Annotated in this window: 24 protein-coding genes; 9 read left to right on the plus strand and 15 right to left on the minus strand. The window is 36.4% G+C overall.

Annotated elements, in window-relative coordinates; translation table 11 throughout:
• Positions 1-239: 239 nt before the first annotated feature.
• Positions 240-1211, minus strand: a complete 972-nt coding sequence (locus ACLMCG_RS11835; RefSeq protein WP_413959693.1) for a DUF6268 family outer membrane beta-barrel protein — start codon at positions 1209-1211, stop codon at positions 240-242.
• Between the two features lie 7 nt (positions 1212-1218).
• Positions 1219-1647, minus strand: a complete 429-nt coding sequence (locus ACLMCG_RS11840) for a hypothetical protein (protein WP_413959694.1) — start codon at positions 1645-1647, stop codon at positions 1219-1221.
• A gap of 193 nt (positions 1648-1840) precedes the next feature.
• Here ACLMCG_RS11840 and ACLMCG_RS11845 point away from each other — a divergent pair, with 193 nt between their 5' ends.
• Both ACLMCG_RS11845 and ACLMCG_RS11850 read left to right on the plus strand, forming a co-directional pair.
• Entirely contained in the window at positions 1841-2917 is a 1077-nt protein-coding gene (locus ACLMCG_RS11845) for a sensor histidine kinase (RefSeq protein ID WP_413959695.1), read from the plus strand.
• Positions 2917-3639 (plus strand): LytR/AlgR family response regulator transcription factor, encoded by a 723-nt coding sequence (locus ACLMCG_RS11850; RefSeq protein WP_413959696.1) that lies wholly within the window; start codon positions 2917-2919, stop codon positions 3637-3639. Before ACLMCG_RS11845 ends, ACLMCG_RS11850 begins: the two co-directional genes overlap by 1 nt.
• Before the next feature lie 176 nt (positions 3640-3815).
• Here ACLMCG_RS11850 and ACLMCG_RS11855 read toward each other — a convergent pair whose 3' ends face one another.
• Positions 3816-4550, minus strand: a complete 735-nt coding sequence (locus ACLMCG_RS11855) for a DNA-formamidopyrimidine glycosylase family protein (RefSeq protein WP_413959697.1) — start codon at positions 4548-4550, stop codon at positions 3816-3818.
• Between the two features lie 91 nt (positions 4551-4641).
• Complete coding sequence (locus ACLMCG_RS11860; RefSeq protein WP_413959698.1) at positions 4642-5271, minus strand: class I SAM-dependent methyltransferase; 630 nt, start codon at positions 5269-5271, stop codon at positions 4642-4644.
• 204 nt (positions 5272-5475) lie between these two features.
• Here ACLMCG_RS11860 and ACLMCG_RS11865 point away from each other — a divergent pair, with 204 nt between their 5' ends.
• Positions 5476-6831, plus strand: coding sequence for a deoxyguanosinetriphosphate triphosphohydrolase (locus ACLMCG_RS11865; RefSeq protein WP_413959729.1), 1356 nt, complete (start codon positions 5476-5478; stop codon positions 6829-6831).
• 3 nt (positions 6832-6834) lie between these two features.
• Here the strand turns inward: ACLMCG_RS11865 and ACLMCG_RS11870 are convergent, their stop codons facing one another.
• From ACLMCG_RS11870 to ACLMCG_RS11895, 6 genes are all read right to left on the minus strand, one after another.
• Positions 6835-7911, minus strand: coding sequence for an NAD(P)H-dependent flavin oxidoreductase (locus tag ACLMCG_RS11870; RefSeq protein ID WP_413959699.1), 1077 nt, complete (start codon positions 7909-7911; stop codon positions 6835-6837).
• 30 nt (positions 7912-7941) lie between these two features.
• Positions 7942-8394, minus strand: coding sequence for a nuclear transport factor 2 family protein (locus ACLMCG_RS11875; RefSeq protein WP_413959700.1), 453 nt, complete (start codon positions 8392-8394; stop codon positions 7942-7944).
• Complete coding sequence (locus ACLMCG_RS11880; RefSeq protein WP_413959701.1) at positions 8391-9125, minus strand: SDR family NAD(P)-dependent oxidoreductase; 735 nt, start codon at positions 9123-9125, stop codon at positions 8391-8393. Before ACLMCG_RS11880 ends, ACLMCG_RS11875 begins: the two co-directional genes overlap by 4 nt.
• Before the next feature lie 6 nt (positions 9126-9131).
• Positions 9132-9350 carry a tautomerase family protein gene (locus ACLMCG_RS11885; RefSeq protein ID WP_047421685.1) on the minus strand — a complete coding sequence of 73 codons (219 nt, stop codon included), beginning with the start codon at positions 9348-9350 and terminating at the stop codon, positions 9132-9134.
• A gap of 39 nt (positions 9351-9389) precedes the next feature.
• Positions 9390-9923, minus strand: coding sequence for a YceI family protein (locus ACLMCG_RS11890; protein ID WP_223601608.1), 534 nt, complete (start codon positions 9921-9923; stop codon positions 9390-9392).
• A gap of 104 nt (positions 9924-10027) precedes the next feature.
• Complete coding sequence (locus tag ACLMCG_RS11895) at positions 10028-10600, minus strand: Crp/Fnr family transcriptional regulator (RefSeq protein WP_413959702.1); 573 nt, start codon at positions 10598-10600, stop codon at positions 10028-10030.
• Positions 10601-10792: 192 nt separating this feature from the next.
• Between ACLMCG_RS11895 and ACLMCG_RS11900 the strand changes: the two genes are divergently transcribed.
• Entirely contained in the window at positions 10793-11731 is a 939-nt protein-coding gene (locus ACLMCG_RS11900) for an SPFH domain-containing protein (protein ID WP_223601606.1), read from the plus strand.
• 138 nt (positions 11732-11869) lie between these two features.
• On the opposite strand, the gene ACLMCG_RS11905 is transcribed toward ACLMCG_RS11900, so the two are convergent.
• Positions 11870-12484, minus strand: a complete 615-nt coding sequence (locus ACLMCG_RS11905; protein WP_223601605.1) for a DUF4377 domain-containing protein — start codon at positions 12482-12484, stop codon at positions 11870-11872.
• Positions 12485-12633: 149 nt separating this feature from the next.
• Between ACLMCG_RS11905 and ACLMCG_RS11910 the strand changes: the two genes are divergently transcribed.
• From ACLMCG_RS11910 to ACLMCG_RS11920, 3 genes are all read left to right on the plus strand, one after another.
• Positions 12634-14655 carry a hypothetical protein gene (locus ACLMCG_RS11910; RefSeq protein ID WP_413959703.1) on the plus strand — a complete coding sequence of 674 codons (2022 nt, stop codon included), beginning with the start codon at positions 12634-12636 and terminating at the stop codon, positions 14653-14655.
• Between the two features lie 140 nt (positions 14656-14795).
• Entirely contained in the window at positions 14796-15251 is a 456-nt protein-coding gene (locus ACLMCG_RS11915) for a lipocalin family protein (RefSeq protein WP_413959704.1), read from the plus strand.
• A 23-nt stretch (positions 15252-15274) separates the two neighbouring features.
• Positions 15275-15721, plus strand: coding sequence for a hypothetical protein (locus ACLMCG_RS11920; RefSeq protein ID WP_413959705.1), 447 nt, complete (start codon positions 15275-15277; stop codon positions 15719-15721).
• A 283-nt stretch (positions 15722-16004) separates the two neighbouring features.
• Here the strand turns inward: ACLMCG_RS11920 and ACLMCG_RS11925 are convergent, their stop codons facing one another.
• From ACLMCG_RS11925 to ACLMCG_RS11940, 4 genes are all read right to left on the minus strand, one after another.
• Positions 16005-16343: a DUF962 domain-containing protein gene (locus ACLMCG_RS11925; protein ID WP_223601601.1), complete on the minus strand. Its 339-nt coding sequence runs from the start codon at positions 16341-16343 to the stop codon at positions 16005-16007.
• Positions 16344-16496: 153 nt separating this feature from the next.
• Entirely contained in the window at positions 16497-18179 is a 1683-nt protein-coding gene (locus tag ACLMCG_RS11930; RefSeq protein ID WP_223601600.1) for an APC family permease, read from the minus strand.
• Positions 18180-18283: 104 nt separating this feature from the next.
• Positions 18284-20536, minus strand: coding sequence for a CocE/NonD family hydrolase (locus ACLMCG_RS11935; RefSeq protein ID WP_413959706.1), 2253 nt, complete (start codon positions 20534-20536; stop codon positions 18284-18286).
• 183 nt (positions 20537-20719) lie between these two features.
• Entirely contained in the window at positions 20720-22960 is a 2241-nt protein-coding gene (locus ACLMCG_RS11940; RefSeq protein ID WP_413959707.1) for a CocE/NonD family hydrolase, read from the minus strand.
• A gap of 257 nt (positions 22961-23217) precedes the next feature.
• Between ACLMCG_RS11940 and ACLMCG_RS11945 the strand changes: the two genes are divergently transcribed.
• On the plus strand, positions 23218-26181 hold the full coding sequence (locus ACLMCG_RS11945; RefSeq protein ID WP_413959708.1) for a tetratricopeptide repeat protein: 2964 nt from the start codon (positions 23218-23220) through the stop codon (positions 26179-26181).
• Between the two features lie 3 nt (positions 26182-26184).
• A complete protein-coding gene (locus tag ACLMCG_RS11950) occupies positions 26185-26676 on the plus strand; it encodes a hypothetical protein (RefSeq protein WP_413959709.1) in 492 nt (163 codons plus the stop codon).
• The last annotated feature ends 19 nt before the right edge of the window (positions 26677-26695 follow it).

A 26695-nucleotide genomic window follows, 5' to 3' on the forward strand; every position in this document is an offset into this window, starting at 1 on the left:
TAAAATCCCGAAATCATTTTCACAAGTCATTTGCATAGGAGGCAATAAGATTTTTCATGAAAGAGAATCTCCGAACGTGTATTTTTTCTGTAGTTTTGATTGTAATTTGTAAGAATGGTTAAACGCTGAAGGAAGAAAATTTTAATTTTTTTTTAATCTCCTTGATTAGGGAACTTCAGCAATCTATTCGGATATTGTAAAAATCAAAATCCTGTGTTTACAGGAACGGCTTTTCGGTGTTATTTTGTCCTTTTTCTTTCAAATGGATTATAAGAAATTCCGACATTGAAATAGAATGAAGGTTTATAAGTTCCTTTCCATATATAATCATTAAATGAATCCTGCTTATTAAAAGCCCTGGAGTTGATATTTGTTCTGAGCCCTGTTTTAAAAGTTCCGATAAAGTTTCCTCCAAGATTATGCTCATACATTGCCCCGGAATTGAGAGCAACCTGCCGGAATTCATAAGTATTGTTATTACGGTAGGTATAAAATGATGTATTGTCCATTTCCGTTCCCAGAGAGAGCCTTCCGTTGGAAGAAATATCTTTTCGGATCAATACTTTCTTCGGAAGCAGAATATCCAATACCCATCCGTTATTGAATCTGTTTTCATAAGTGAAGATAGGAAGTACAGGTATTTGTGAACTCGGATCGATAATACCAGCCAGTCCAAGGGTCATTTTTGTTTTTGGAGTTGCTTTTAAAATCAATGAGGCCGTTACCAATCCTCTGATCCGTTCAAAATGCTGATCACTACCATCAGCAGAAATGCTGGCAGAATATATCGCCGTTTTTTTGAATAACCTTGAAAAATAGCTCAGATTAATCGCTTCCGAATGATAGTGAAAGTTCTCTTCGGATTCAATTCCCGGAACTACAGGGTTTTCGTTGCTGATTGAAGTGTAGCGGTAGTTCAGCGTAGTACTCAAAAGCCAGTTTCTTTTCTTGATAAAATAAATATTGGCATCTGCTTTCATCTGCTGAAAGCTTTTTACCTTATTGTCCGGCAGATCCTGACCCTGGAGCTGCGAAGAGAAAGAGGATGGGGTGACAAAAGTGTATTCGACATTGAAGTTTCGTGCCTGCGGAATTTTATCGGCAAAAAAAGCACGCACTTTCAAAGGAATACTATCCCTTTTCTGGGCATAGGTGATGTTCTTTAAAGGGAGTATTGCCAGTGGGACAAGTACTCTTCTCAATGTTTTCATGGGCAGTTTATTTTAAAGGGTGAATAATAGACTGAAAGAAATTAAAGCTGAAAATCCTCTCATAGAAGATATCCAGACTGTTTTCAATAATTGCATCTGCATATCCGGCTGTATCCGGAATATAAGTTTCCTCTACAAAGACAAACCAGAGTTCAGAAAGCTTATATCTCCTTCTGAATTCTTCCGAAGCATTGCTGTCAGGCACTGCAGAATGTTTCAGGTCACAAAACAGGATTCCTATTGTATTTCCCTGATGGTCTATAATATTAATAGGATGGTGGAGATAGCTGAGAATTTTAATCTTCGGATCAAAACATTCTACAAAATGGTGCAAATCAATAAGCTGTATTACTTTTTCTTCCTGTTGAGATTCTGTCATAAAGAAACATTCCAATGATATTTCCTGAGTCAATTCGTGAAAAGCTGTTAATTCCATATGTGTTCATTTTACAGGCACAAAGGAATAGAGAAAAATACAGTGTGAATTTGTTTTTATACAAAATGGCCGGGATTTTATACAAAAACCGAGGGTGTAATAATTGGTATAATAAAATACAGGTTTCGTATAATAAAATAGTTGTAAATTCCGTTATTGTCTATTTTTGTTAATGATAAAATGAGCCTATCGTATGAAATATAGTCCGCAGAAATTTGAAGAAACCTTTGTAATGGATTTTTTGGTGGAAGCGAAATATGGATTCCGAAGGCATCTGCTGTTTCTCATCTTCTTTTTCTTTCTGCTGTACAGTGCGAGATTCTGGCATTGGTATTCCGGCATATATCAATACTATGTTTTATTCTTTGTGTATATTATTCTGATCGCAATGGTTTACATTAATATATATGTATTGGTTCCCCGGTTTTTCTTTAAAACAAAATACCTTACCTACCTTGTATTGCTTGTTCTGATGGGGGTTGTAGGGCTTAATTTTATTGGATATAGTTTCAGACATCTTTTTGAAGATTTCAGAACACAATATATTCCGAAGGATAATGAAAGAGGAGGGATCTATGAAGGCGTTCTGATGTGTATTCCGATTATTCTCACGACTACAACTATAAAACTTCTGCAGAAATGGATCAGTGATAATAAAAGGATCAGTGAACTGAGTACCCTTACCCTGAATATGGAACTGAATGAACTGAGAAATCAGATCAATCCCCATTTTCTGTTTAATATGCTGAATAATGTAAAAGCATTAATAAGAACAGATCCCGCAAAAGCTTCAGTAGTGATTGTAAAACTTTCCGAATTTCTCAGATATCAGCTGTACGAAAACAGTGAAGAAAAAACGTTACTGGCTTCAGAGATTGATTTTCTGTCCAATTTTTTAAACCTTGAAAAAATAAGACGTGATAATTTCTCTTTTGAGATTCATACAGATGTTGATAAAAGAATCATTAGCAGTACATTTATTCCACCGAATTTGTTTACTACTTTCGTTGAAAATGCCGTCAAACACAGTGTTGATCTCGGTGGAGGAGAGTCTTATGTGAAAATTGAGATCAATATTGAGAATAAGGAGCTTCATTTTATGTGTGTCAATTCAAGGAGTGCCGGTTATATTGTTTCGGATAAAAAAAACAGCGGACTTGGGCTTGCCAATATCATCAGAAGGCTGGAACTTCTCTATAACGACACTTTTGACCTGCAAATAGAATCAGATGAAAAAGAATATACTGTAAATTTAAAAATTCCCGTGTGATGAATTGTATTATCGTTGATGATGAGCCTTTGGCAAGGTCCGAAATGAGATCGCTGATTACTGAAATTTCCAATATTGATATCCTTGGTGAATTTTCCAATGCGCCATCTGCTCTTGATTTTCTTAAAGATAATGATGTAGATCTTATTTTTCTCGATATAGAAATGCCTATGGTAACAGGTCTTGAGTTTGCAGAAATGCTTCCCAAAAAATCACTGATTATCTTTACAACAGCCTATTCTCAATATGCGTTGAAGAGCTATGAATTGGAAGCGGTAGATTATCTGCTGAAGCCTATTGACCCCCAGAGACTGGAGAAGGCTGTGGAGAAAGCCATACTTTATACCGAACTTTTGTCTAAAGACACCGTGAAAAATACGGTAGAATCCAATACTGCAGATTTTTTATTTATCAAAGCAGAGCGAAGGTTCTATAAAATCAGTTTTTCAGATATTAAATTCATAGAAGGGCTTAAAGATTATGTAGTCATTCATATAAAGCAGCAAAAGCTTATTACTGCAATGAATTTAAAAACTATTCATCAGAAAATTTCCGGCGAAACCTTCATCAGAGTAAGCAAGTCCTACGTGGTGAATATGAACTATATAGACTCATTTGATAATCATAATATATACATTGAAGACTCCGAAATTCCTCTTGGAGAAGTCTACCGCGCTGAATTCTTTACAAGATTTGCAGGAGGACTCCTGAATTCTGATTAGAATATAAGTAATAGGTAATGAGCAATGAGTAATAATAATCAGGCTCAAGAAATATCTCATCATTTATGATAATCTGTGTTATCTGTGGGGAAAGTTATTCAATAGAAACGGGCTAAAGCCCGTTCAGATAAATAAACCCTTCAACGGCTTTAGCCGAAACTTAAAACAGTATTGATCTAATAAAGCTTCTGATCTTTTTCACAATAGAAGCTTCTCCTTTTTCCCGCACCCGTTTGTTTTTTGATCAATTTCTGTCCACAAACCGGACATATAGATTTCGTATGAACAAGCCAATGCTTTTTCAATACAAATTCTCTTTTCCATTTCAGAAAATCAAAACTGTAATTCCTGGCTTCTGCAATAAGCTCTTTTCTTTTTTTGGCGGGAAGATTCTCCAACAAACTTTCCGGCTGCACTCCGATTCTGAAAAGCACTTCGTTTTTAATGATATTGCCGACACCAGAAAAAATATCCTGATTCATCAATGCATCACAGACCATCATTTTTGGATTCGATTTCAGTTTTTTCTCTGCTTTTTTGGGATTCCACTGATCACTCATTACATCGGCTTCCCAATCAATTGTGGAGAGAAATTCAAGGTCTACGGACTTTACAGAACAGGTGTAAAAATAGATACTTCCGGTAGAGAAAAACAAAGCTAAACGTAAACTTTTATCCGGCTTGGTCTGTTCATCAATGCTGTAAGAACCAAACATTAATAAATGAATCCGGATCGCTGCTTTTTCAAAAACCAGATAAGTTTGTTTTCCAAAAGTTCGGATTTCCAAAAGGGATTGGCCAATGAAACTTTCTTTCTCGAATTTGGCATTTCCTGAAACTTCTGTCACTTGCTGACCTGCAAATGGCTGCAGGTTTTCTTTCATTAATATGATGGATGGACCTTCAGGCATACGTTTGTTTTGGGATAAAGATTCAAATAATATTCCATAGCTATATAAAATCTTAATTTTTTATCCCAAAACAAACCTGTTTTAAATATTTTTAGACCAATTTCTGTCCTACAAAACGAATTACAGAGCCCGTTCCATTATGAAACAACCCCTCATTGAGCTCGATTTCTGTTTCTGCTAATTCAATACTATCATAATCAGGAAAGTCAGCCTTGATTTCTTCAATAGAGAATAGAGATTCAATATCTTTTGGGCCGCCTACCTTTTCATTCTTTGCAATATATTCAAGATGATTTTTACTGAAAGCTTCAAAAATAATAAAGCCGCCTTTACGCAGATATCGATTCAGCATTTGATGGATGGAAGATTTGATATCTCCCGGAAAATGAGCGTAAATAAGAGCAATAGCATCAAACTGTTGTTCCTGATAATTCAGTGTTGAAAGTTCACCAACCTGATAATCAATCGTAGTTCCCAGTTGCTCTGCAAGCTGTAAGGCTTTATTTCTGCCATTGGCACTAATATCAAAAGCTGAAACCTGCCATCCTTGTGTTGCTGCGAAAACCGCATTCCGGCCTTCTCCTTCTGCAGGAAACAGTATTTTCCCTGGTTGTAATTTACTAAGCTGTTCTCTCAGATAATTGTTGGGTTCAGTTCCATATGCAAACTCTTCGCTGCTATACCTTTCGTCCCATCTGTTGAGCCATGTGTTGTCCGTCATTGTAAAAGAATTTTAAAATTTGGATAAAGAAGAATGATAAGCATTCTTCGGTTGTATTAGTTGCGTCAAATGTAGAATATTTCTTTAATCTTTCCGATCCCTAAAAAACGTTTACTATAATAGATTTTTTGAATGACAGATCTGTTTAATAAAAATCTAAATACTATTCCGTACAATTAAAATTTGGAGTAATTTTGAAAAATGATGAATTTAAACCAGATTTTCACCAATCAACGTACAGGAAACAATCCACAGACCAAAGCTTCACGAACTGATTTTCAAAGGGATTTCGACAGAATTATCTTCTCTTCTGCTTTCAGAAGACTGCAGAATAAAACGCAGGTTTTTCCTCTTCCCGGAAGTGTTTTTGTACACAACAGGCTTACCCATTCTCTGGAAGTATCATCTGTAGGAAGAAGTTTAGGAAGTATTATCGGTGAATTCATTGCTGAAGATTTTAAAAGTGAGCTTACTGAAGATTCAAAGAATTTTTATCTCTATAATTTAGGAAACGTAATTGCTGCAGCATGTTTGTGTCATGATGTAGGAAACCCGGCTTTCGGACATTCCGGAGAAGATGCCATTGCAAGCTATTTTGAAAGGAATGAAAAAGACCTGAAGTCAAAATTCAATGAAAAGGAGTGGGCGGATCTGGTTAACTTTGAAGGAAATGCCAATGCGATCAGAGTACTGGCACAGCAGCAGCAAGGGAAAGATGCAGGAGGTATTCAGCTTACTTTCTCCACTTTGGCAAGTATTGCAAAATATCCGTGTGAGGCAGTCGCTAAGAAAAAAGGAATTATTCACAGGAAGAAATTCGGTTTTTTCCAGAATGAAAAAGATATTTTCCTGGAAATTGCCAAAGGAACCCAGCTTATTTCTGAAAGCGAAGAACCTCATATTTTTAAAAGACATCCGTTTGTATGGCTGGTAGAAGCAGCAGACGATATCTGCTATAATATCATTGATATGGAAGATGCCCACAGATTGGGAATTGTTTCAACTGCGGACTGCAAAAACTTATTTTTTGAACTGGTAAAATCTGAGACAGATGATGTTCAGAGAATTGAAACGAAGCTAAATTCTATCTCCAACGAAAACGAACAGATTTCTTACTTAAGAGCAAAAGTAATCAATGCTTTAATTAATAAATCGCTTGAGATGTACAAATACAACTTTGAGACAATTCTTGAAGGAAATCTTGGTAACGGTTTACTTGATATCTATAAAAAAGAAAATAAAGCATTACAGGATATTGCGAGTTTCTCTGTAGAAAAAATTTATAATCACAAAGCGGTTGTAGAAATTGAAAATGCAGGATATAATGTAATGTATGAATTGCTGGATCATTTTATTCCTTCCATTCTGAAACCTGAAGATAAGAGAAAATCCTATGATGAAAAAGCTTTGAAATTAATTCCAAAGCAATTTATTTACAATGACGGTACCGATTACCAGAAAGTTCTCGGAGTCATTGATTTCGTTTCAGGGATGACGGATAATTATGCTACCGATTTATATAGAAAAATTAAAGGAATAGACATCGGAATGACGGTGTAAATTCTATTTATTCAATAATTCAGAAGCCTCTTCTATTAATGATTTCATTAAAGTGGAGGCTTTTTTATGCTTTAAAAGCGGAGCAATCTGTCCTGCCCAGAAAAATACCAGATCATTCTTTTTCTTTTCTAAAGCTGCCTTTCTCAGTGCACCCATAAAATGAGTCTGCAACGGAAATGGTAATGTTTTGTCGGTGGCAGCCAATACATCTCGTGATATTGTTGTGGTAATTCCGCGCCCTAATCTTCCGGTATACGCTCTGGTAAGCGTGGTAGATCTGGCAGCATCGGAAAATAAAAACGCTCTGTGTATCGGTAAAGTTCCGGATTCTTCAGTAGCCAGAAATGCTGTTCCAATCTGTACTGCTTCTGCACCCAGTTGAAAAGCTCCGGCAATTCCACGGCCGTTGGCAATACCTCCCGCAGCAACTACAGGAATTTTTACATGATCCTTTATCAGTTGAATCAAAGCAAAAGTTCCCGTTGTAGAAAGTTCAGCCTGATCCAGAAACGAAGGTCGGTGGCCGCCACTTTCAAAGCCGGAAGCGACAATGATATCCACTCCGGTTTTTTCCAGCGCAATCGCTTCATTCAAAGTTGTTGCATTTCCTAAAACAATAGTTCCCTGCTGATGAAGATCTTCAATGATATTTTCATCCATCAATCCAAACATAAAGCTGAAAACTTTAGGCTTAATATCAAAAATAACATTCAGCTGATTCTGGAATCTAGATTCAAAAGAGGGTGGAAGTGAAGGAATATCTGTGTCTAAAAGATCAAAATAAGGTTTGTAAATTTCGGTCGCATTCTGATATTGTTTTTTTGTATGCTCTTCATCAATAATATCATGGTCGTTGACCCAGAGATTAAGGTTATAAGGTTTATCCGTTTTCGTTTGTATTTCTTTATGAATGTTATAGATTTCCTGCGGTGACAAAGTATAAGCCCCGAATCCGCCTAATCCTCCAAGATTACTCACTGTTGTGGTCAGTTCAACCGTAGAAAGACCTCCGCCAAAAGGACCTTGCAGAATAGGATATTCAATACCCAGTAATTCCGTAATTCTATTTTTATTCCACATGATTTTGTTGATTTTTAATTAAAATTTGAATTAAGGGTGTACGTTGGTCAATGTCTTGTTCACGATGAGCCATTCTCCGTCGATGCTATTGAAAGTTATGAAATTATAGTAATTAAAATCATACATTCTTACATTTAATTTCGCTGTAGCAATCGAGTTAATGATATCAACAGAAATAATCACTGCTTTAAAATCTTTTCCGGATTTCTCGGGACTTACACGTTTTCCAACTCCTTCAATATATTGATCTGCCGTTTTGAAATAGGGAACTCCATCTACATCTCCGAAAAGTAAAGCTCCTTTATAAAAAGCTTTTTTAAGAAGTTCTGTATTTCCTTCATAAATTCCTTTGAAATAATAATTTTCAATGACATTTCTTATTTCAGTCTCTGATGTTGGGCTGGTTTTCATATCCTTTTTATTTTGTGCATGACCGTTCAATGGAAAACTGAACAGCCATGCAAAGATTAATAATAGTTTCATGATAAAGAATGTCCGGCACCCATTCCGCCGTCAACATTGATGATGGCTCCGGAAATTAATTTATTTTTAGCAACAGCATGAATCATCTGAGCAACCTCTTCAGGCTCCCCGATACGATTGATGAGGTGTATTCCTGCATTGTTATCAAGACCGGCACCATGCATTGGAGTTCTGATCAATCCCGGGGCAATCGTATTGACTCTGATATTATCTTTTCCAAACTCAGCAGCCAGTTGCAATGTCAGAGCATGGATAGCTCCTTTGCTTGAAATAGGTGCTGTAGAAGGAGATTGCGCAATAGCATGATACACCAATGGTGTTCCTACATTAATTACCACACCGTCATTTTGTTTGATCATTTGAGGGATCACCGCCTGGGTCGTAAAGAATGTTCCTTTTAAATTCGTTGTTAAAAAACGGTCAAGGTAATCTTCGGTAACATCCAGAAACGGTTTGTTCTCGTAAATTCCGGCATTGTTGACCAGAACGTCAATTGACCCGAACCTTTCAAGTGCTGTCTTTACCAAAGCTTCTCCCGTTGCTTTCTCTGATACATTTCCGGGAACCATCGCCAGATTTTCACCAGCTCCCAGTTCATTATAAACTTCTTCTAATTTAGAGGCTGTTTGTGAATTGATGATGACATTATCACCTCTGTCTAAGAAATAGCGTGCTGTTTCCAATCCTATTCCCGAAGAGGCTCCTGTTACAATTACGGTTTGCTTTTTCATTGTATGTTATTTTTTTTCTGTTGAAAATCCCTGTTCTTTTAACACTGAAACCTGTTCTCCGGCATATCCCCAATTGTCATCTTCAATTTCGTTGATTACAATATGGGTCAAATGAGGATCCTTATTCAAAACTGAAGTTACAGCTTCACTTATTTTTCTGATTAATTGTTGTTTTTTTTCGCGGTTAAGATCTTCGCGAAGCACATCTACTTTTATGAATGGCATGATGGTAAATTTTTAAGGTTAACTGATCTTTGAGTTCCGTTAGTTTGCTTCTGCAACAAGATGAATATTTAAATCAAAATTGTTGTAGATCAACGTATCACCAAGATTAGTGAAGAAATTGGAAGATCTGAATTTGATATTGAATTTCGTTCTGTCAACTACAATTTTAGCCTCTAAAACAGCTGTATTGTCCGTTGTTACAATCTGCAGACTTGTGTTGATAGAATGAGTAATACCTTTTATGGTAAGATCTCCGGTTACATAATACAGATTCTGATCACCTGGCTCAGCATGAGTGATTTCGAAAACAGCTTCAGGAAACTGATCAGAATTAAAGAAATCGTCTGAGGTAAGATGGCCTGCAAACTGAGCATTGGTTTCAGCATCCTCAATATCAAGGATTTTGATGGCGCGGGTATCAATGATGAATTTTCCGGATACTGGTTTTCCGTCTTCAAATCTGAAGCTTCCTTCTTTTACACCGATTGTTCCGTTGTGAGCTCCGGTTACTTTTCTTCCGATCCAGTCGATCGTACTTTTTTCATTATTGACTTTAAAATTTTTTGTGTCCATTTTATTGGGTTTAATTAATGACACAAAGTTCAGCCGATCAAAAGAAAAAGTTACGTGATGTACCTCACAAAATAGGAGTAAGGTAAACGGTGATAAGATGTTGGTTATTGATGAAGTCTGCTCAGGGTTTCCCGGGTTACTCCAAGATAAGAAGCGATGAGGTGTTTCGGAACCAGATTGTACAATTGGGGATACATGGCTAAGAGTTCCTCATACCGGAATTTAGCATCATTATTCATGAAAGAAAGCAGACGTTTCTGTGTCGCTACATAGCCTTTGTTGGTTCTCCATCTGAAAAAATGTTCAACTTCATGAATTTCATTGCAGAGTTTTTCCCTGTCTTCATTGGAAATAGAAAGAATTGTAGCATTTGTAATGCAGTCTACATTAATGGTAGCCCTTGTTTTACTGTAAAGTGCATCAAAATCTGTTACCCACCAGGTAGGCATTGCAAACTGAAGGATAAACATTTTCATGCTGTCATTAAGATAAAAAGCTTTCAGACAGCCTTCCAGAACGAAATATTCATGATTTACGAAATCACCTTCCGAAATCAGACTTTGTCCTTTCCTTAAAGTAATCAGGTTAAAGTGTCCAAAAACATAATCAAACTGCTCTTCTGTAAGAGTAGTAAATTTTGAGATATGATCCTTTAATATTTCTTTGGAATCAGCCATGATGTATAATGAATATTCAAAAGTAAGTCTTTTTCGGAATAATTTTAATTTAAAAATGATTCATTCATAACTTTCATTATTAGATGGTCATGTGTCAAATCTTACATTTATTTTTCATATATTTAAGCAGATACCAATAAAAATGTTTTAACAAAACATGATTTATTACGACTTATTAAAAAATTAAAAACTATGGGAATATATTTAGCGCCCGTTATTTTCTTCGGGCTAATCATTTTATTCGCTTCGTTCTTTGTCGTTAAACAGGAAACCGCAGCGATTATTGAACGTTTTGGAAAATTCCGGGCTGTGAAACATTCCGGGCTTCATCTTAAACTGCCAATCATAGATCAGATTGCTAAAAGACTGAATCTTAGAATTCAACAGCTGGATGTAATGATTGATACCAAAACATTAGACAACGTTTTCATTAAAATGAAAATTTCAGTTCAGTATCAGGTCATCAGAAATCAGGTTTCAGATGCTTACTATCGTTTGGAAAATCCTGAAAATCAAATTACTTCATTTGTTTTTGATGTGGTAAGAGCTGAGGTTCCAAAACTGAAACTGGATGATGTTTTTGTAAGAAAAGATGATGTGGCGATTGCTGTAAAAAGTGAGCTTCAGGAGGCTATGAACAGCTATGGGTATGATATTATCAAAGCTTTGGTTACCGATATTGATCCGGATGAACAGGTAAAACATGCAATGAACCGAATTAACGCGGCGGAAAGAGAAAAAACCGCAGCAGAATATGAATCAGAAGCACAAAGAATCAGAATTGTAGCCGTTGCCAAAGCGGAAGCTGAGTCTAAAAAACTGCAGGGGCAGGGGATCGCCGATCAGAGAAGAGAAATTGCAAAAGGACTTGAAGAGTCTGTAAGAATGCTGAATAATGTAGAGATCAATTCACACGAAGCATCAGCACTTATCGTTGTGACACAGCATTATGATACATTACATTCCATAGGGGCAAGTAATAGAAGCAACCTGGTTCTTCTTCCCAATTCACCAACGGCAGCCAGCAGTATGCTGAATGATCTTGTAGTAGCTATGACAACTGCAAATACGGTAGGAGAGGCCAGTAAAGGTAAATATCCGGATCCTCCTCAAAAAGAAGCCGGATTTTAAAATAAGGGAAAGGTTATGAATACTGAAAAGATGAATCATTGAAGAATTTTCTTTGATTGTCAAAGATAACTTCAGACTTCATTCCTCCGGCTTTCTGCATAACAAAAAAGCTTCTGAAATTTTCAGAAGCTTTTTTTGTTATTTTTTCGTTTTAGAAACCTGTTCTATCAATGTATATTTGATGGAAGAAGCGTCAGCCGGAGGATTGGCAATTTTTTCTGTTTTTACTTTTAAAACATATTCGTAACCCGGTTCATAGGTGAAACCTTCGATGTTGCTGTAGAAATTGGTCCAGCTTTCAGAAGCACTTTCTTTTACCTGCATACACTTCATTCGCCCTGCTCCTGCAGAACAGTCTACCGTTTGTGGTCCTACGATAAGTGTTTTTTCATTGGCTGCCATTTCTTTCTTTTTTGTTTTAGAAACCTGCTTTACCAAGGTGTATTTTATGGATGATCCGTCAGCGGGTGGATTGGCAATTTTTTCTGTTTTTACTTTTAAAACATATTCATATCCGGGTTCATAGGTAAACCCTTCAATATTGCTGTAGAAATTGGTCCAGTCTCCGGAAGCGTTTTCTTTTACCTGCAGACATTTCATAGGAGCTACGCCTGTACAGTCTGCTGTTTGTGGTCCTACGATGAAAGTTGTTTCATCTCCTGCCGATGCACTTGCTGCTGTTGTACATTGCGTCATTGCGAATAATGCTAATGCGGGTGCTGCCCCTTTTAGAATTGTTGCGATACTTTTCATAAACTTGATTTTTTCCCCATACCTCGCAATTACCATGCCGAACTGGCTTTCCTGAATTTGTAGTACTTCTGCTATTGCTTTTTATTTTTTTAATCATTTAATTTGAAGTTCTTAAACACTAACCACAAAACATAATTCTTACAATAAATATGGAAAATCAAATGCAAGTTGAAAATTACAGGATTCAAAAACCTGAAATGTGGGCAGGAAATATCGGGGATGAGGAAATAAAAAACAGAATCAAAGACTCCGGATTTGCCAAAAAACAAATTGATGAAGGCCGGGATTACTGCTACTTTTTAGACAAAAAATACTATACCAGCAATACGGAAAACAGTGAATATGTCTGTATGGCTTATACGCTGAACGAGCCGGGAAATCTGGAGAGAGCTTCCGTGTCTGACGTCATTGTGGAAGAAAATGAAGTCTATCAGATTCACAGAATCAGTGTTTTGAGAGATGGGGTACTGATAGATAAAATTCCGGATACAAATATCAAAGTTCTTGACAGTGAAAACCAGAGCAGCGGAGGTGTTTTGAGCAGTAATAAAAAGATCAATATTACCATCAAAGATCTTAGGCTGTATGATGTACTGATTTTAGAAGATTCAAGGATTAAAGAATTTACAGACCGGGATTTCCTGAGAAAGGAATTCTCAAAATATGTATGGGTAAGTCCGGATAATTACTGGGCGTATGGTAATTTTAAATTCACTTTTATCAATGAACGTGAACAGACAATTGCCTATAAAAAGACATTCTTCAGAGACGAGCAGGGAAATGTTCTTGAACCGGAAACGAATCATCTGAAAAAAGGAGAAAGGTTTGTAATAGAAGAGCAGAATTATATTAACCCTGTAGATTCCGGAAGAGAAATTTTCCCTTATGTAGACTTTGCTACAGAAAGCAGCTGGAAAGATCTTTCCAATTATATTGTGCCTCTTTATGATGAGGTTTTTAATAGCTCTTCATTGAAGGATTTTGCTCCGAACCTGATTGAAAAGCTGGATGCTATTACTGATCAGGGTGAAAAGCTTCAGTTTGCCATAGAGTATGTTCAGAACCACATCTATTATATCTTCAATGCGGATGAAATGAATGGGCACAAGCCTCAGGCGCCGTCTGTAACTTATGAAAACAAGCAGGGAGACTGTAAAGCAAAATCAGTTTTATTAAAAGTGATCCTTGATTATATTGGTGTGGATGCTTCTGTTGTACTGGTGAATTTCAACACAGATTATTATATCAAGTATTACCTTCCGTCACTGTTAAGCTTCAATCATGTTGTTGTAAAAGTGAATTATAACGGTCAGGAATACTTTATAGATGCTACGATCCGTGATGAATTCGGATTGATTGAAAACAGAGGATTCATGTATTTTATGCATTATCTGGAAGTGAAAAAAGATCAGGAGCTTCAGGTAAGAAAACCTTATCGATTCCCTTATTTCTGTATTGATGAAAAAGTAGATTTTAATGTACAGGGAAATGTTGGTAGATTTACCTTGTCAACAACCTACAAAGGAAGCAGGGCCAACGCCATGAGAAGGTATTTTAAAAGCACCAACAAAAGAGAAATTATCGACAGCTGGAATAATTTCCTTTTCTATGCCCTGAATTACTCAGGTGACAGAAATGGTACAGATGTACGGAATGTGTTCAAAGATGCAGCAATTGATGTGATAAGCGATGATAAAAGACTGAATGATGTGAAGATTCAATATACTGCTATCATTGAGAATCCTTACTATGTAGATCCACAGAACAACCGTTTCCTTATGTATTTTGACAGAAATGTTATAAAGGCAAGTGCAAGGGATTTTATGCATAAAGATTTATCGTTCTGGCATAATTTCGATAGCGAAAAGTATGAGATTAATCTCTATACGGATCAGAAAATTGACACCGAAGAAAAATATACGGTTCAGGAATGCACCATTGCCAATCCGTATTTTGATTATAAAAGCCGTAAAAAAGTAAGCAGGAATGGAGCAAGTGTATACATCGAATACAATCCTCTGATTAATCTTGAGATTCCTCAAAGTGAATTTGAAAAGTTCAGAACAGACCATCATACCGTTGCAGACAGTAATTTCGGAATTGGAATTGACATCATAGAACCCGGGCTAATGAACAGGCTTAAATTTAGTTTTAAGAAGAAATTTAAATAGCAGCTGAGTTCAAGGTTCAAGGTTTAGAGTTTAGGGTTTAGATTTTCAGCGGGCGGCGGAGCCGCCCGCTGAAAATCTTTGCTTTATTCTAATTATTGTATATTCGTTTAAAATCATATAAAAAACACACAAATTTATTTATGCAGAAGATATTTTCTCTTGCTTTTCTTATAGCAGTTTCTTGTATTAATGCCCAGAAATTAAAGAAAGAAGATGTTACAGGGTTTTGGAAACTGAAGGAAGCCGGGTTTTATGAAAATAAAAAGAAAGTGGTAAAAGAATTTGATAACTGCCGTCTGATGAGAAATTATGCAATCAGGGAAGACGGATATGCCATTTATAATTATGTAGAAGGGAAAACAGGGGACTGCAGTCCATCTGAGCCAAGACTTTCTTTTTGGAGAATCATAGAAAACAGAATTCAGTTTTATGTAGATGACCAGAATATTCTCGAAGAAGTGGAAGTGACCCTGAATAAAGATAACACCATGACTTTTTCAAGTTATATTTCCAATCCAATTAAAGTAAAAGGAGATGCTCTCGCAGAAAAGGTTGTAAATACGATCCACTATGATATCCTTGAGAAAAAATACTAACGGCCAATAGTAAAACTTGATGTATGAATTATGTAACGGTAATCTATCTTCTTAATATTGTTCTCTATGCGATGTATTTCTTTGGAAGAACTGGTGGTGAGACAGATCTTTCCGGTATAGATTTTTTTGTTTCAGGAATTTTATCTTTACTTCTGATCTTTGCCGGATATCTGAATGCAAAAAAGAAAATGATTTACAGAACGGTTCTGTGGGTATTTTTTGTGAATGTGTTCTTATTCGTTTGTTCCGGTGTATTCGATCAGTTTGGAAGTGATTTCAATATTCTTTCTACAGGAAATAGTGACAGCTTTCTTTTCACACTGGCACTCATTGTTTACAATGGATATCTTTTTCCTCTAACGATTATTCTTGAGGGTTCCGGTCTGTCATTGCTATTCCCGGTGGTAATGTCTTTTATTCTACCCTCATTGGGATATCTTATAGGGAAGAAGCTTTACCCAAATAAATAAAATCCCATAGAATTATAGTCTTTGCGAACCGAAGGTGAAGCAATCTCAACATAGAAGGTTGGAAAACGCAAAGCCGCTAAGATTCTTACAAACATGTGCATGTAAGACGCAAGGATTTTATCTTCGATAAAATTGATCTCGTATAATTTTGCTGAAAATCTAATATTGAGCGAAGTCGAAATGTTCTTGCTCCTTAAAATATACGCAACACATAGACTCTTGCGCCTTTGCGTTTTCCAAAATTCATACTTTTAGACTAAAAAGAAAAAGAAAATGCTTAAGGTTATTCCTGATTCTGAGGTTTATTATCAGGCATTATGAATTTCTGCTTACCAATCAGCAGTTCAAAAAATAGTCTGAAATCTGAAATTAAAGACCATAAAGGATACTTGAAAGTGGCAGGTTTGTTTTTCTCAATCACTGCATGACTGAACCAGGCAAATCCATATCCAAAAATAGGAATATACCACAGAAACCTTTCCTTTCCGGAACTGATGACATATCCTATAACGAAAAATACGAGCAGTGTTCCGATAAAATGAAAAATCCGGGTTCCTGTTTTACTGTGTTCGGTAAGATAAAACTGATAAAATTCTCTGTAGGTTTTAATTCTTTCAGCCATGGTAGGTTAGTTTATTGATTCTATTGGACTTAAAGCAATAATTCGGCCGATTTTTTTAGAGTGTAAAAACAAAAAAGCAAAATCGCAAATCAGTCTGTTTAAATGTTCGACTTTTTTGCCATTTTGCCTTTTCGCGGTTTGCTAATATTTTTTTTAGCTATTCTTTAATTCTTTTCCAAGTTTACTGTTTTTGTATCCGTAGCAGAAATAAATAACCATCCCGATCAGGAACCACATTCCGAACCAGAACCAGTTTTCATGGCTCATTCCCGTAAGAAGATACAGACATGAGCTTAATCCAACCAATGGAATCAATGATAAGTTCTTGATAAAAGCGACTATACATAAGATCAGGTTAATGATGATAAAGAAGAAAATAGACGCTCTGAATTCTCCTTCGCTAGGATCTGACCAGTTCATCAGATTATCAAAAAATTCCGGCTGCCATTTGTAGAAGGCTAGTAAACCTCCAATGAAAACAACAGGGAAAATAATTTTACCATTCACATACGGAAGGTGAAACCTGCCTTTGATTTTCTCTTTCGCCGGAAGCATAAGCACTCCCGCACATACCAATACGAATGCGAAAATAGTTCCGATACTTGTAAAATCAAGGATAAATGTTTTATCTGTGAATAGGATAGGAATTCCTACTACAATTCCGGTAACGATAGTTGCGTAAGAAGGGGTTTTATATTTTGGATGTACCTTCTGGAATCTCTGAGGCATTAGTCCGTCACGGCTCATTGCGTACCAGATTCTAGGCTGTCCCATCTGGAAAACCAATAATACTGTGGTAATGGCAACAATGGCAACGAAGGAAACAACAAGTTCCATCCAGGCTACATTAGCATTTGTTTTTTCAAATATGAATGAAAGCGGATCTCCCACGCCGTCAAACTTTTTATAATCTACCATTCCTGTAAGTACAAGCGTTAATGCAATATAAATTACGGTACATAATACAAGAGAGATGATCATCCCTTTTGGTAAGGTCTTTTGTGGATCTTTAGTTTCTTCGGAAAGTACACTTAAGGCATCAAATCCAATATAAGCGAAGAATACTCCGGATACTGCACTCATTACCCCGGCAAAACCGTTCGGCATAAATGAAGGTGTTCCGGTAGCTGGACTTATTGGGGTCCAGTTTTCAGTGTTTACATAGGCACAGCCTACAAGAATTACCAATATGATCACTGCCAGTTTTAAAATAACCAGAGAGTTGTTGAAGTTTTTACTTTCTTTTACTCCTACATAACAAAGCCATGTGATTAAACCATTGATTACCAATGCGGGAATGTCTACAATAAATTTTAAGCTTCCTATCAATGGAGCTGTTTTCCAGGCGTTTAAAAGTTCTTTGTTTTCTGAACCATATTGAACCGCTTTCCTTGCTTCAGTATAGCTGCAGGTCAGGTAATCAGGGATATGCATTCCGAGACGGCCTAAGAAACTGGTAAAATAATCTGACCAGGAAAATGCTACATAGATATTTCCGAAAGAATATTCCATGATCAGAGCCCAGCCGATTATCCAGGCAATCAGCTCACCAAAACTGGCGTAGGCATAAGTGTAGGCAGAACCTGCGGTAGGAATTCTGCTGGCAAATTCTGCATAGCATAAAGCAGTAAACCCACAGGCAAAACCACAAATCAAATATAAAAGGATAACACCGGGACCACCTCTGAAAACGGCCTCTCCCAAACTGCTGAAACTTCCAGCTCCGATTATAGCCGCAATACCAAAAAATACAATGTCCCATACTCCCAAGACTCTTAAAAGCCCCGTTGAAGTATCTGTATCTGAATAGATTTTTCTTCTAAAAAGTTGACTCATTCAATAACTATATTTGATTTGAAAAAAAGCAAATGTAATGATTTTTTATTTTGATGTTAACAGTTGTTAAGAACATTTAGGTAAAAATGCTCAAACAAAAGGCTTTAGTCTTTATAAACAGGTATTTCCACATAGCTGTCGTTGTACCATTTTACTTCCAGAGGTTCATTAGCATCCTTTATTGTTTCATCACTTACATCTTTCCCAGAACCATAGTTGACCTGCCAGCTTTTATTTTTATTAACTCCAACCAATAATACGAGTTTGCTTCCCTTTTCTATTTTTTTGCTCATGAACAATGAGTTTTTGATCGGGATCAGCTCCTTTTTGCCGGGCTTAAGAAGCTGACGTTTGGAATTATCTTTTGAATAGCTAGCCCTTGTAAGGTGTGTAGATAATAAAAATGTCTTCCCATCCGGTGTCACCTGATATAATAAGGTATTGGGATCAAAATCTTTCTTACTAATAGAAACATTAAATACTCCGGATAAATTTCCGCTTAGTATAATATCTCTGTCCAAAGTTTCACTTTCAAAATAAACGGAATTCGTTACATAGACACTGTCCTGTTTACTTACTTTATGGTAAAGATATTTCGGATTTCTGTCTTTAAAGTCAATGGTCTGTTTGGTAAATTGCTCGCTTGTGGGTTTCTCAAAAACTGAAGAACCGTTTTTACGATCCTGAAGATAAAATTTAAAAGTAGAAGAGTGCATTTTATCAAGAGTAGGAACATGCTTCCATGTATTGCTGTTCATAATCTGGAAATTGACCTTATCCTTTAGAAGTTCCGGTTTTTTTCCATCTTTCAGAATATAATCGAACCATGAAAAAGCAAGTTCATCAATACTTATTCTGGCTATAGGATCTATGAGGGTACTCCCGGTACCATAAACATAATTGTATCCATAGCTTTGAGCTCCTGCATGATCATAAGGACCTATCACTAAATAATGGTTAGGGTTTTTATTGTATATGTGGTGCTGTTTATAATAATACAGAGCTCCGATCTGGTCAGCATCATAATAGCCAGTGGTTGTCAAAACAGGAATGTTTATTTTAGCAAAATCCTTTTTATAAGGAACCATTTTCTGCCAGTATTTATCATAACCTGGATGATCCAGCCATCTTTGGAAAATTTTATTGGGCTTCCCGCTGATGGAATCCAGAGCTCTGAATGACCTGCCACTTTTATACCATGCTGTATTGATAGAATCCCATTTTGGATAATTGGTGAAGGTTGCTTCGTCGGTCAGCTTATTATTAGTCACATAGCGGATCCATTGCATCATATAGCTCATGAATACATTGTTTTGAGCAGGATAATCAATTCCGATTCCTACCGCAACCTGAGGTACAATTGTTTTCAAAGCCGGATGCAGTTTTTTGGCAGCTGCCCATTGGCTGAATCCTAAATAGCTCCCGCCTATCATTCCTACTTTACCATTGCTCCATGGTTGTTTGCTTACCCAGTCTATGACTTCATAAAGATCCTGTGCTTCATCTTCAAACGGATTATTAGGGTCATTACTGCCTCTTTTTCCACGTGTATTAACTACAGCTCCTACATAATTGTAAACCGCTGCTCTTTTTCCCATCCCTGCATCTACAAGTTCTCCGGCATAAATATTATTGGTAAGAATAACGGGAAGGGGAGATGTATTTTCTTTTTTTCGTACAATAGTAATCGTAAGTGTTGTTCCGTTTTTTAAGGTCAGGTTCTTGCTCTCGATGATGAATTTTTCCTGCTCCTTTACTTTCAGCAGCTGCATTACCTGAGGCTTGATGCTGGAATAGGTCTTAAAATTTACATAATTTTTACATAAAGCCAGAGCAGAAGCATAATCTATACTGTCCTTATCTTTTTGCTTGTCAAGTGCAACTTTCAGAGATTTTTTATATTCCTTTACATCACCATCCAGAATGGTCCCGATCTTGGCAATCAGTGGATCAGGATAACTTTCATATTTTGTAGTAAATGCAGTTTGAAGAGCACTGGAAAAAGCAGTTTTTTTATCCTTTTTCGCCAGTTTGGCCATGCTGTAGATTTCATAAGCTAGAGATTTGTTCCCTGCCATATTATGATCTGCATATTCTTTACGATAATCCGCTAAACTTGTAATAGAATTTTTATAATCTTTTGCAGCGAGCTGTAAACGAAATAGGTTGTCTAAAAATGTGACGGTAGATTTCGGTTTGTTTTTAGGAGACTGATGTTCCGTAATAACCTTTAATGCTAGTTCCGGAATTTGTTTTTCCAAAATTACAGAATCTGTTGTTGCCGTTTTCGGAAAGTAAAATTTCTGAGCCTGCATTAGGTTAACAAAAACTAATGCTACGAGTATTTTAAATTTCATTAATGATGTGTTTTTGAGCTGCTGATGAAAAAGTACCACATCAAAATATGATCCTGATCATTGAGTGCCCATTGGTTATTTTTTAGCCGACTAAATTAAGAATTTTTATCATTAAAGAATGAAATAATCTCATTGCTTTTTTTATAGTATAAAGTCTTCCGTAACTCGTTTAAATAAAAAGTTTTAGTCTTTATAAACAGGTATTTCCACATAGCTGTCATTATACCATTTTACCTCAAGGGGTTCCCCGGAATCTTTTATCGTTTCATCACTTACATCCTTGCCTGTCCCGTAATTGATCTGCCAGTTAGGATTTTTATTAACGCCCACCAACAGCAGAAGCTTGCTCCCTTTCTCTATTTTTCTACTCATAACATAAGAATTGTTAATCGGGATTTGTTCCATTTTATTGGGTTCAAGAAGCTGTCTTACTTCATTGTTCTTTGCATAGCTGGCTCTTACAATATGAGTGGACAGTAGAGAGGATTTCCCATCTGGCTGAATCTGGTACAGATAAGTATCCGTATCAAAATCTTTTTTGTTGATGGAAACATTGAAAACCCCTGAGAGATTTCCACTCATGATCATATCTTTATCCAGTATTTCGCTTTCAAAAGCAACAGAATTGGTCATTTTTATGCTGTCTTTTTTGCTGACTTTATAGTAGGTGTCCTTCTGATCTCTGTTTTTAAAATCAACAATTTGTTTTGTGAAGCTTTGGGTTTCCGGCTTATTAAACACTGAAGCTGTGTTTTTCTTGTCCTGAAGGTAGAATTTTACAGTTGAGGTATGCATTTTATCAAGATCAGCAACATGTTTCCAGGTATTGGTGTTCATCACCTGAAAATTAATTCTGTCTTTTAAAATTTCCGGCTTTTTGCCTCCTTTAAGAATATAATCAAACCACGAAAAAGCAAGATCGTCAATGCTTATTCTGGCCACCGGATCAATAGGACTGCCGTTCACGTAAGTGAAGCCGAAACTCTGTGCTCCTCCGTGATTGTAAGGACCTATTACCAGATAATGGTCCGCATTTTTATTGTATAGGTGGTGTTGCTTAAAATAATATAACGCTCCGATTTGATCATCATCATAATATCCGGTTGTCGTCAGAATAGGAATGTTTATTTTAGAAAAATCCTCTTTGTAAGGAACCATTTTCTGCCAGTACTCATCATATGCCGGATGATCCAGCCATCGTTGAAAGATTTTGCTGGTTTTTCCGCTTATTGTGTCCAAAGCCCTGAATGATTTTCCGCTTTTATACCATTCTGTATTGATTAAATTCCATTTTGCGAAATTACCAAAGTCTACTTCATCCGTAAGTTTGTTGTTGGTGACATACTGTATCCACTGCAGCATATAGCTCATAAAAATATTATTCTGAGCAGGATAATCGATCCCGATTCCTACAGCAACCTGCGGAACGATTGTCTTTAATGCAGGATGCAGTTTTTTGACAGCTGCCCATTGGCTGAAACCTAGATAACTTCCGCCAATCATTCCTACTTTCCCGTTGCACCATGGCTGTTTGCTTATCCAGTCTATCACTTCATAGATATCTTCTGATTCGTGCTCAAAAGGATCATTTACATTATTACTGTTTCTTTTGCCGCGGGTATTGACAACAGCTCCTACATAATTATACGTAGCAGCTCTTTTTCCAAAGAATTCATCAAATAGTCCTGCATAGATATTATTGGTAAGAATAACAGGAAGTGGGGAAGTATTTCCTTTTTTTCGGACAATGGTAATCGTCAGGATATTCCCGTTTTTTATCTTAAGATCTTTGGTTTCAATAATGAATTGTTCTTTGTCTTTTGATGCCAGCAGCTGCACTACCTGAGGTTTGATGCTTGAATACGTTTTATAGCTGAGATAACTTTTACATAATGATAGAGCGGTTTTATAATCAATACTGTCTTTGTTTTTTTGTTTGTCCAGTATTTCTTTCATTTGTTTTCTGGATTCTCTTACATTGCCGTCAACCGCAAGAGGCAGTCTGGGAATCAGTTTTTTCGGAAGACTTTCATATTTTTGGTTAAATACTTTCTCAAGGGCATTGGGAAAAGAGATATTGCTTTCCTTTTGCGCCAGTTTAGCCATGCTGTACAATTCAAACCCGATATATCTATAATCTCCCATATGGTGATCGGCAAAGAGATTGCGGTTTTCCGACAGAGAAGCCAACGAATTCTTATAATCCTGAGCTACCATTTGTAAACGGAAAAGATTGTCCAGAAGGTCAACCCTGTTTTCCGGTTTATTTTTTTCGGACTGAAGTTGGGGGATCACTTGTTGTGCAAGTCCCGGCATCTGTTTTTCCAGTATAAGAGAGTCTGTTACAGCGGTCTTCGGAAAGTAAAATTTTTGTGCCTGCATCAGGTTGACAAAAATTAATGCTAAAAGTATCTTAAATTTCATGAGATCGTGTGTTTATGGTATGTTTTTAGCTGCTGTTGAAAAAGTATCAAATTAAAATATGTTTTTGATAACTTATTATTAAAATTGTTTACATTTTATCAGACGAAAGTAGTAAATTTTATCATTGAATGGTGAGAAAATTTTCATCGTTGTTAATTTGCTATTTAAGCCTAATAAATCTGTTAAAACTTGCTTAAACAATAAGTTTTTAATATTTTCGTTAACTTATTTAGACTAATTTTCTTATACCAAGAAGAATGAAATCAAAAAAAATACTTTTAGCGGCTGCGGTCATTTATTTCGGAATCTCCGATGCTCAACAGTCCCAATATTTTACCCAGAAAGAAAATTACAGGTTTAATCTAGCCGAAAATCTTTATCAGACCAAAATATACAACGCTTCTCAATATGAATATGCAAGACAATATTTCTACAATCAGAATTTGTCCCGTTCAAAAAAGGAAGCTGCGCAGTTTTTTGATAATGTGATTGGCGTGATTCTTCAGAAAAATCATGCTGAAGAAGGGTTAACAGCTTTCATGAAAGAATATCCGAATTCTGCTTATTTTGCGCAGGCTAATCTTCCATTGGCAGATTATTACTTAGCCAAAAAAGATTTTGATAAAGCTTTGGAGACATTGAAAAAAGTAAACCAGTATCAGCTTTCAAAAGAAGAGAATACACAGTATATTCTGAAGCTTGGATATGCAAAATTCATGATGGGTGATTCTAAAGGAGCTACCGATGCTCTGGAAGAAGCCTACAAAACAGCGGATCAGTCCCAAAAAGGAGATATCGCTTACATGTTGGGGCATTTATATTACAGTAACAGACAAAATGATAAAGCTTTCCAGTATTTTGATTCTATAAAAGATCAGGATAAGTTCTCAAAGCTGGTACGTCCTTATTATGTACAGATGTATTACAATGATAAGAACTACGATCAGGCAATTACAGAAGGAACTGCTCTATTGAGCGAAAATATTTCAGATTCTTATAAGGCGGAAGTTCATAAGATCATCGGGGAGAGTTACTTCATGAAGAATGATTATACCTCGGCCTATCCGCATTTGAAAGACTATCTGAGCGTTCAGCAGAATCCTTCTGAAAACGATTTGTATGAGATGGGATTTGTGGCGGCACAGCTGAAAAAATATGATGAAGCGGTTTCTTATTACAACCAGCTTCTGAACAGCAATTCTGCTTTAGCACAAAATGCTTACTACCAGTTAGGAAATGCTTACCTGGCGGTAGACAAAAAACAGGAAGCTCTTTCTGCATTCCGTTCTTCTTATCAGATGGACTATGATGCGAAAGTGAAAAAACTGGCACACGAACAGTATGCTAAACTAAGTTACGATATCGGAAACCCGTTTGAAAGCCCTTCAGCGGTTATTCAAAGTTATATTAACGAAAATCAGAATGGTGCCAATGCCACAGAAATGAGGTCACTATTGGTAAAATCATATCTGTATTCCGGAAACTATAAAGAAACTCTGAACGCTATTGACAGATTGCAGAGTTCCACTCCTGAGATCAACAAAGTAGACCAGGAGGTTTCTTATTTATTGGGAACTGAAGAGTTCAACAAAGGAAATTATGATGAAGCTGAGAAATATTTCTTAAGAAGTCTTGGTTTCAATATCAATAAAGAATTTAACAGCAGAGCTTTATATTGGCTTGCACAGGTATATTACCAGAAAGGAAATTACCCGTCTGCCATCGCCCGTTATGAAAAGCTTCTTACTGAAAACTTCCCTGAAAAGCAGCAGCTGCCATATGATTTAGGATATGCTTATTTTAAATCCAAGAAATTTGATCAGGCTGCTACTTATTTCAAACAATATCTTACCAATCCGAAACCGGAGTTTAAAAATGATGCAGAACTTCGTCTTGCAGATATTCATTATGCCAATAATGACCTGAACGAAGCGATTGCCATCTATGATAAAAACGAAGATGCAACGGATTATACTTTGTACCAGAAAGCAATGGCTTTAGGATTCAAAGGAGATACTCAGGCGAAGATTACCAACCTTAAAAACCTTTTATCAAAATATCCGGATTCTGAATATTACGATGATGCTCAATACGAAATAGGAACAGCCTATGCAGCTCAGGATGATTTTACGAACTCCAATGATTATTTCGGAAAAGTGATTAAAGGATCTGCTGATAAAGATTTAATTGCTAATGCATCAATTTACAGAGCACAGAACTACATCGACCAGAACCAGAATGACAAAGCGCTTTCTGAACTTAAAGCTCTGGGTGAGCAGTATAAAAATACAGCCTATGCTCAGAAAGTTGTTCAGGCTGCAAAACCTATCTTCACGAAAAACGGAGATGTTTCAGGATATGAAACTTTCGCAAGAAATATTGGGGTGAATGTGGATGCTGCAGAAATTGATGAGATCAATCTGTCAACAGGTAAACAATTGTTTGCAAAGAAGGATTATAAAAACGCAATTTCTTACTACGAAAAGTATCTGACACAGAACCCAACAGGGGAAGGATTGTACCAGGCGAAGTATGAATTGGGAGAAAGTTATTATCAAACCAATAATTCAACTAAAGCTTTACTTGTTCTTCAGGAAGTTGCTGGAATTCAGAACGATTACCAGGATGATGCACAAACTCGTTTAGCTCAAATCTTTATTGCACAAGGGAATACAGCAGAAGCTAAAAAGTATCTTGAAGGCATTAAAAACTCTTCCAATATCAGCATTAAAAATTATGCAAATGTTGAATTGATGAAGCTGTATGCAGAAGAAAATAACTTCTCCGAAGCTGAAAAATTAGCAAATGCAGTAATCGCCAATTCTAAAAACTCAGCAGCTGTTATTGAAACCGCGAAAGTGATCAAAGCAAGAAGTCTGATGAACTCGGGAAAAGATAAAGAGGCACAGTCTGCCTATGTTTCTCTTGAAAAATCATCCAACACTTCTGTAGCTGCGGAAGCTTTATATGCAAAAGCATACTATCAGAACAAAGGGAAAGCATTCAAGTCTTCTAATGAGACGATCTTTAAGCTTGCCAATAACTATGCATCGGAAGAATTCTGGGGTGCAAAAGCGTTGGTGCTGATGGCGAAAAACTATATCGGCCTGAAGGATAATTACCAGGCAAGTTATACCTGTGATCAGATCATTGCAAACTATAAGGATTTCCCTGAAATTGTTGCAGAAGCAAAAGAAGTTAAAAAACAGATTAAGAAATAGTACATGAAGGGTTTTAAAATTGCTATCTATTCTTTCTTAATTTCGGCTTCACTCTGGAGCTGCATTCCATCGTACACTGCATATCCTAAAGAGTATAACCGCGCAAAAGCTGATTTTCCTAAGCAAAAGGCTTTTGTAGTGAATAAAGACCTTAAGAAGGAATTTGAGATTTTAAAACATTCTGATATTTATGAAATCGTGGAAGACAGTACCCATGCAGCTAAAATAACACTGCATCCGATGCTGACCCGTACACCTCCTTGTGGTAACCCTATGATAGGAAGTATGCTTACAGTGGGGTTATTGCCTTCAGGATTTCCGTATGATATTTCTTACAGTTATGATGTAGCGGAGAACAGTACAACGAAAAATTATCAATACAAATTACAAGTTTATCAAAGCCTTTGGCTGTTTAATATATTCAGACTAGGAAGAACTTTTTCAAAACAGTCAGGGAAAGCTTTATTAGGCAATTATATTGCTTCCAATAAATAAAACCCGGTATATATTTTTT

The sequence above is a fragment of the Chryseobacterium sp. S90 genome, assembly GCF_047444895.1.
GTDB lineage: Bacteria > Bacteroidota > Bacteroidia > Flavobacteriales > Weeksellaceae > Chryseobacterium.

Bases quoted from the DNA above. Each gene is read 5' to 3' on its own strand.
- ACLMCG_RS11930 (WP_223601600.1), bottom strand. From the start codon at position 18,179: ATGAGTCAACTTTTTAGAAGAAAAATCTATTCAGATACAGATACTTCA.
- ACLMCG_RS11875 (WP_413959700.1), bottom strand. From the start codon at position 8,394: ATGAAACTATTATTAATCTTTGCATGGCTGTTCAGTTTTCCATTGAAC.
- ACLMCG_RS11855 (WP_413959697.1), bottom strand. From the start codon at position 4,550: ATGCCTGAAGGTCCATCCATCATATTAATGAAAGAAAACCTGCAGCCA.
- ACLMCG_RS11860 (WP_413959698.1), bottom strand. From the start codon at position 5,271: ATGACGGACAACACATGGCTCAACAGATGGGACGAAAGGTATAGCAGC.
- ACLMCG_RS11890 (WP_223601608.1), bottom strand. From the start codon at position 9,923: ATGGACACAAAAAATTTTAAAGTCAATAATGAAAAAAGTACGATCGAC.
- ACLMCG_RS11880 (WP_413959701.1), bottom strand. From the start codon at position 9,125: ATGAAAAAGCAAACCGTAATTGTAACAGGAGCCTCTTCGGGAATAGGA.
- ACLMCG_RS11870 (WP_413959699.1), bottom strand. From the start codon at position 7,911: ATGTGGAATAAAAATAGAATTACGGAATTACTGGGTATTGAATATCCT.
- ACLMCG_RS11920 (WP_413959705.1), top strand. From the start codon at position 15,275: ATGAATTATGTAACGGTAATCTATCTTCTTAATATTGTTCTCTATGCG.
- ACLMCG_RS11925 (WP_223601601.1), bottom strand. From the start codon at position 16,343: ATGGCTGAAAGAATTAAAACCTACAGAGAATTTTATCAGTTTTATCTT.
- ACLMCG_RS11935 (WP_413959706.1), bottom strand. From the start codon at position 20,536: ATGAAATTTAAAATACTCGTAGCATTAGTTTTTGTTAACCTAATGCAG.
- ACLMCG_RS11950 (WP_413959709.1), top strand. From the start codon at position 26,185: ATGAAGGGTTTTAAAATTGCTATCTATTCTTTCTTAATTTCGGCTTCA.
- ACLMCG_RS11900 (WP_223601606.1), top strand. From the start codon at position 10,793: ATGGGAATATATTTAGCGCCCGTTATTTTCTTCGGGCTAATCATTTTA.
- ACLMCG_RS11895 (WP_413959702.1), bottom strand. From the start codon at position 10,600: ATGGCTGATTCCAAAGAAATATTAAAGGATCATATCTCAAAATTTACT.
- ACLMCG_RS11885 (WP_047421685.1), bottom strand. From the start codon at position 9,350: ATGCCATTCATAAAAGTAGATGTGCTTCGCGAAGATCTTAACCGCGAA.
- ACLMCG_RS11910 (WP_413959703.1), top strand. From the start codon at position 12,634: ATGGAAAATCAAATGCAAGTTGAAAATTACAGGATTCAAAAACCTGAA.
- ACLMCG_RS11845 (WP_413959695.1), top strand. From the start codon at position 1,841: ATGAAATATAGTCCGCAGAAATTTGAAGAAACCTTTGTAATGGATTTT.
- ACLMCG_RS11865 (WP_413959729.1), top strand. From the start codon at position 5,476: ATGAATTTAAACCAGATTTTCACCAATCAACGTACAGGAAACAATCCA.
- ACLMCG_RS11945 (WP_413959708.1), top strand. From the start codon at position 23,218: ATGAAATCAAAAAAAATACTTTTAGCGGCTGCGGTCATTTATTTCGGA.
- ACLMCG_RS11940 (WP_413959707.1), bottom strand. From the start codon at position 22,960: ATGAAATTTAAGATACTTTTAGCATTAATTTTTGTCAACCTGATGCAG.
- ACLMCG_RS11850 (WP_413959696.1), top strand. From the start codon at position 2,917: ATGAATTGTATTATCGTTGATGATGAGCCTTTGGCAAGGTCCGAAATG.
- ACLMCG_RS11840 (WP_413959694.1), bottom strand. From the start codon at position 1,647: ATGGAATTAACAGCTTTTCACGAATTGACTCAGGAAATATCATTGGAA.
- ACLMCG_RS11835 (WP_413959693.1), bottom strand. From the start codon at position 1,211: ATGAAAACATTGAGAAGAGTACTTGTCCCACTGGCAATACTCCCTTTA.
- ACLMCG_RS11905 (WP_223601605.1), bottom strand. From the start codon at position 12,484: ATGAAAAGTATCGCAACAATTCTAAAAGGGGCAGCACCCGCATTAGCA.
- ACLMCG_RS11915 (WP_413959704.1), top strand. From the start codon at position 14,796: ATGCAGAAGATATTTTCTCTTGCTTTTCTTATAGCAGTTTCTTGTATT.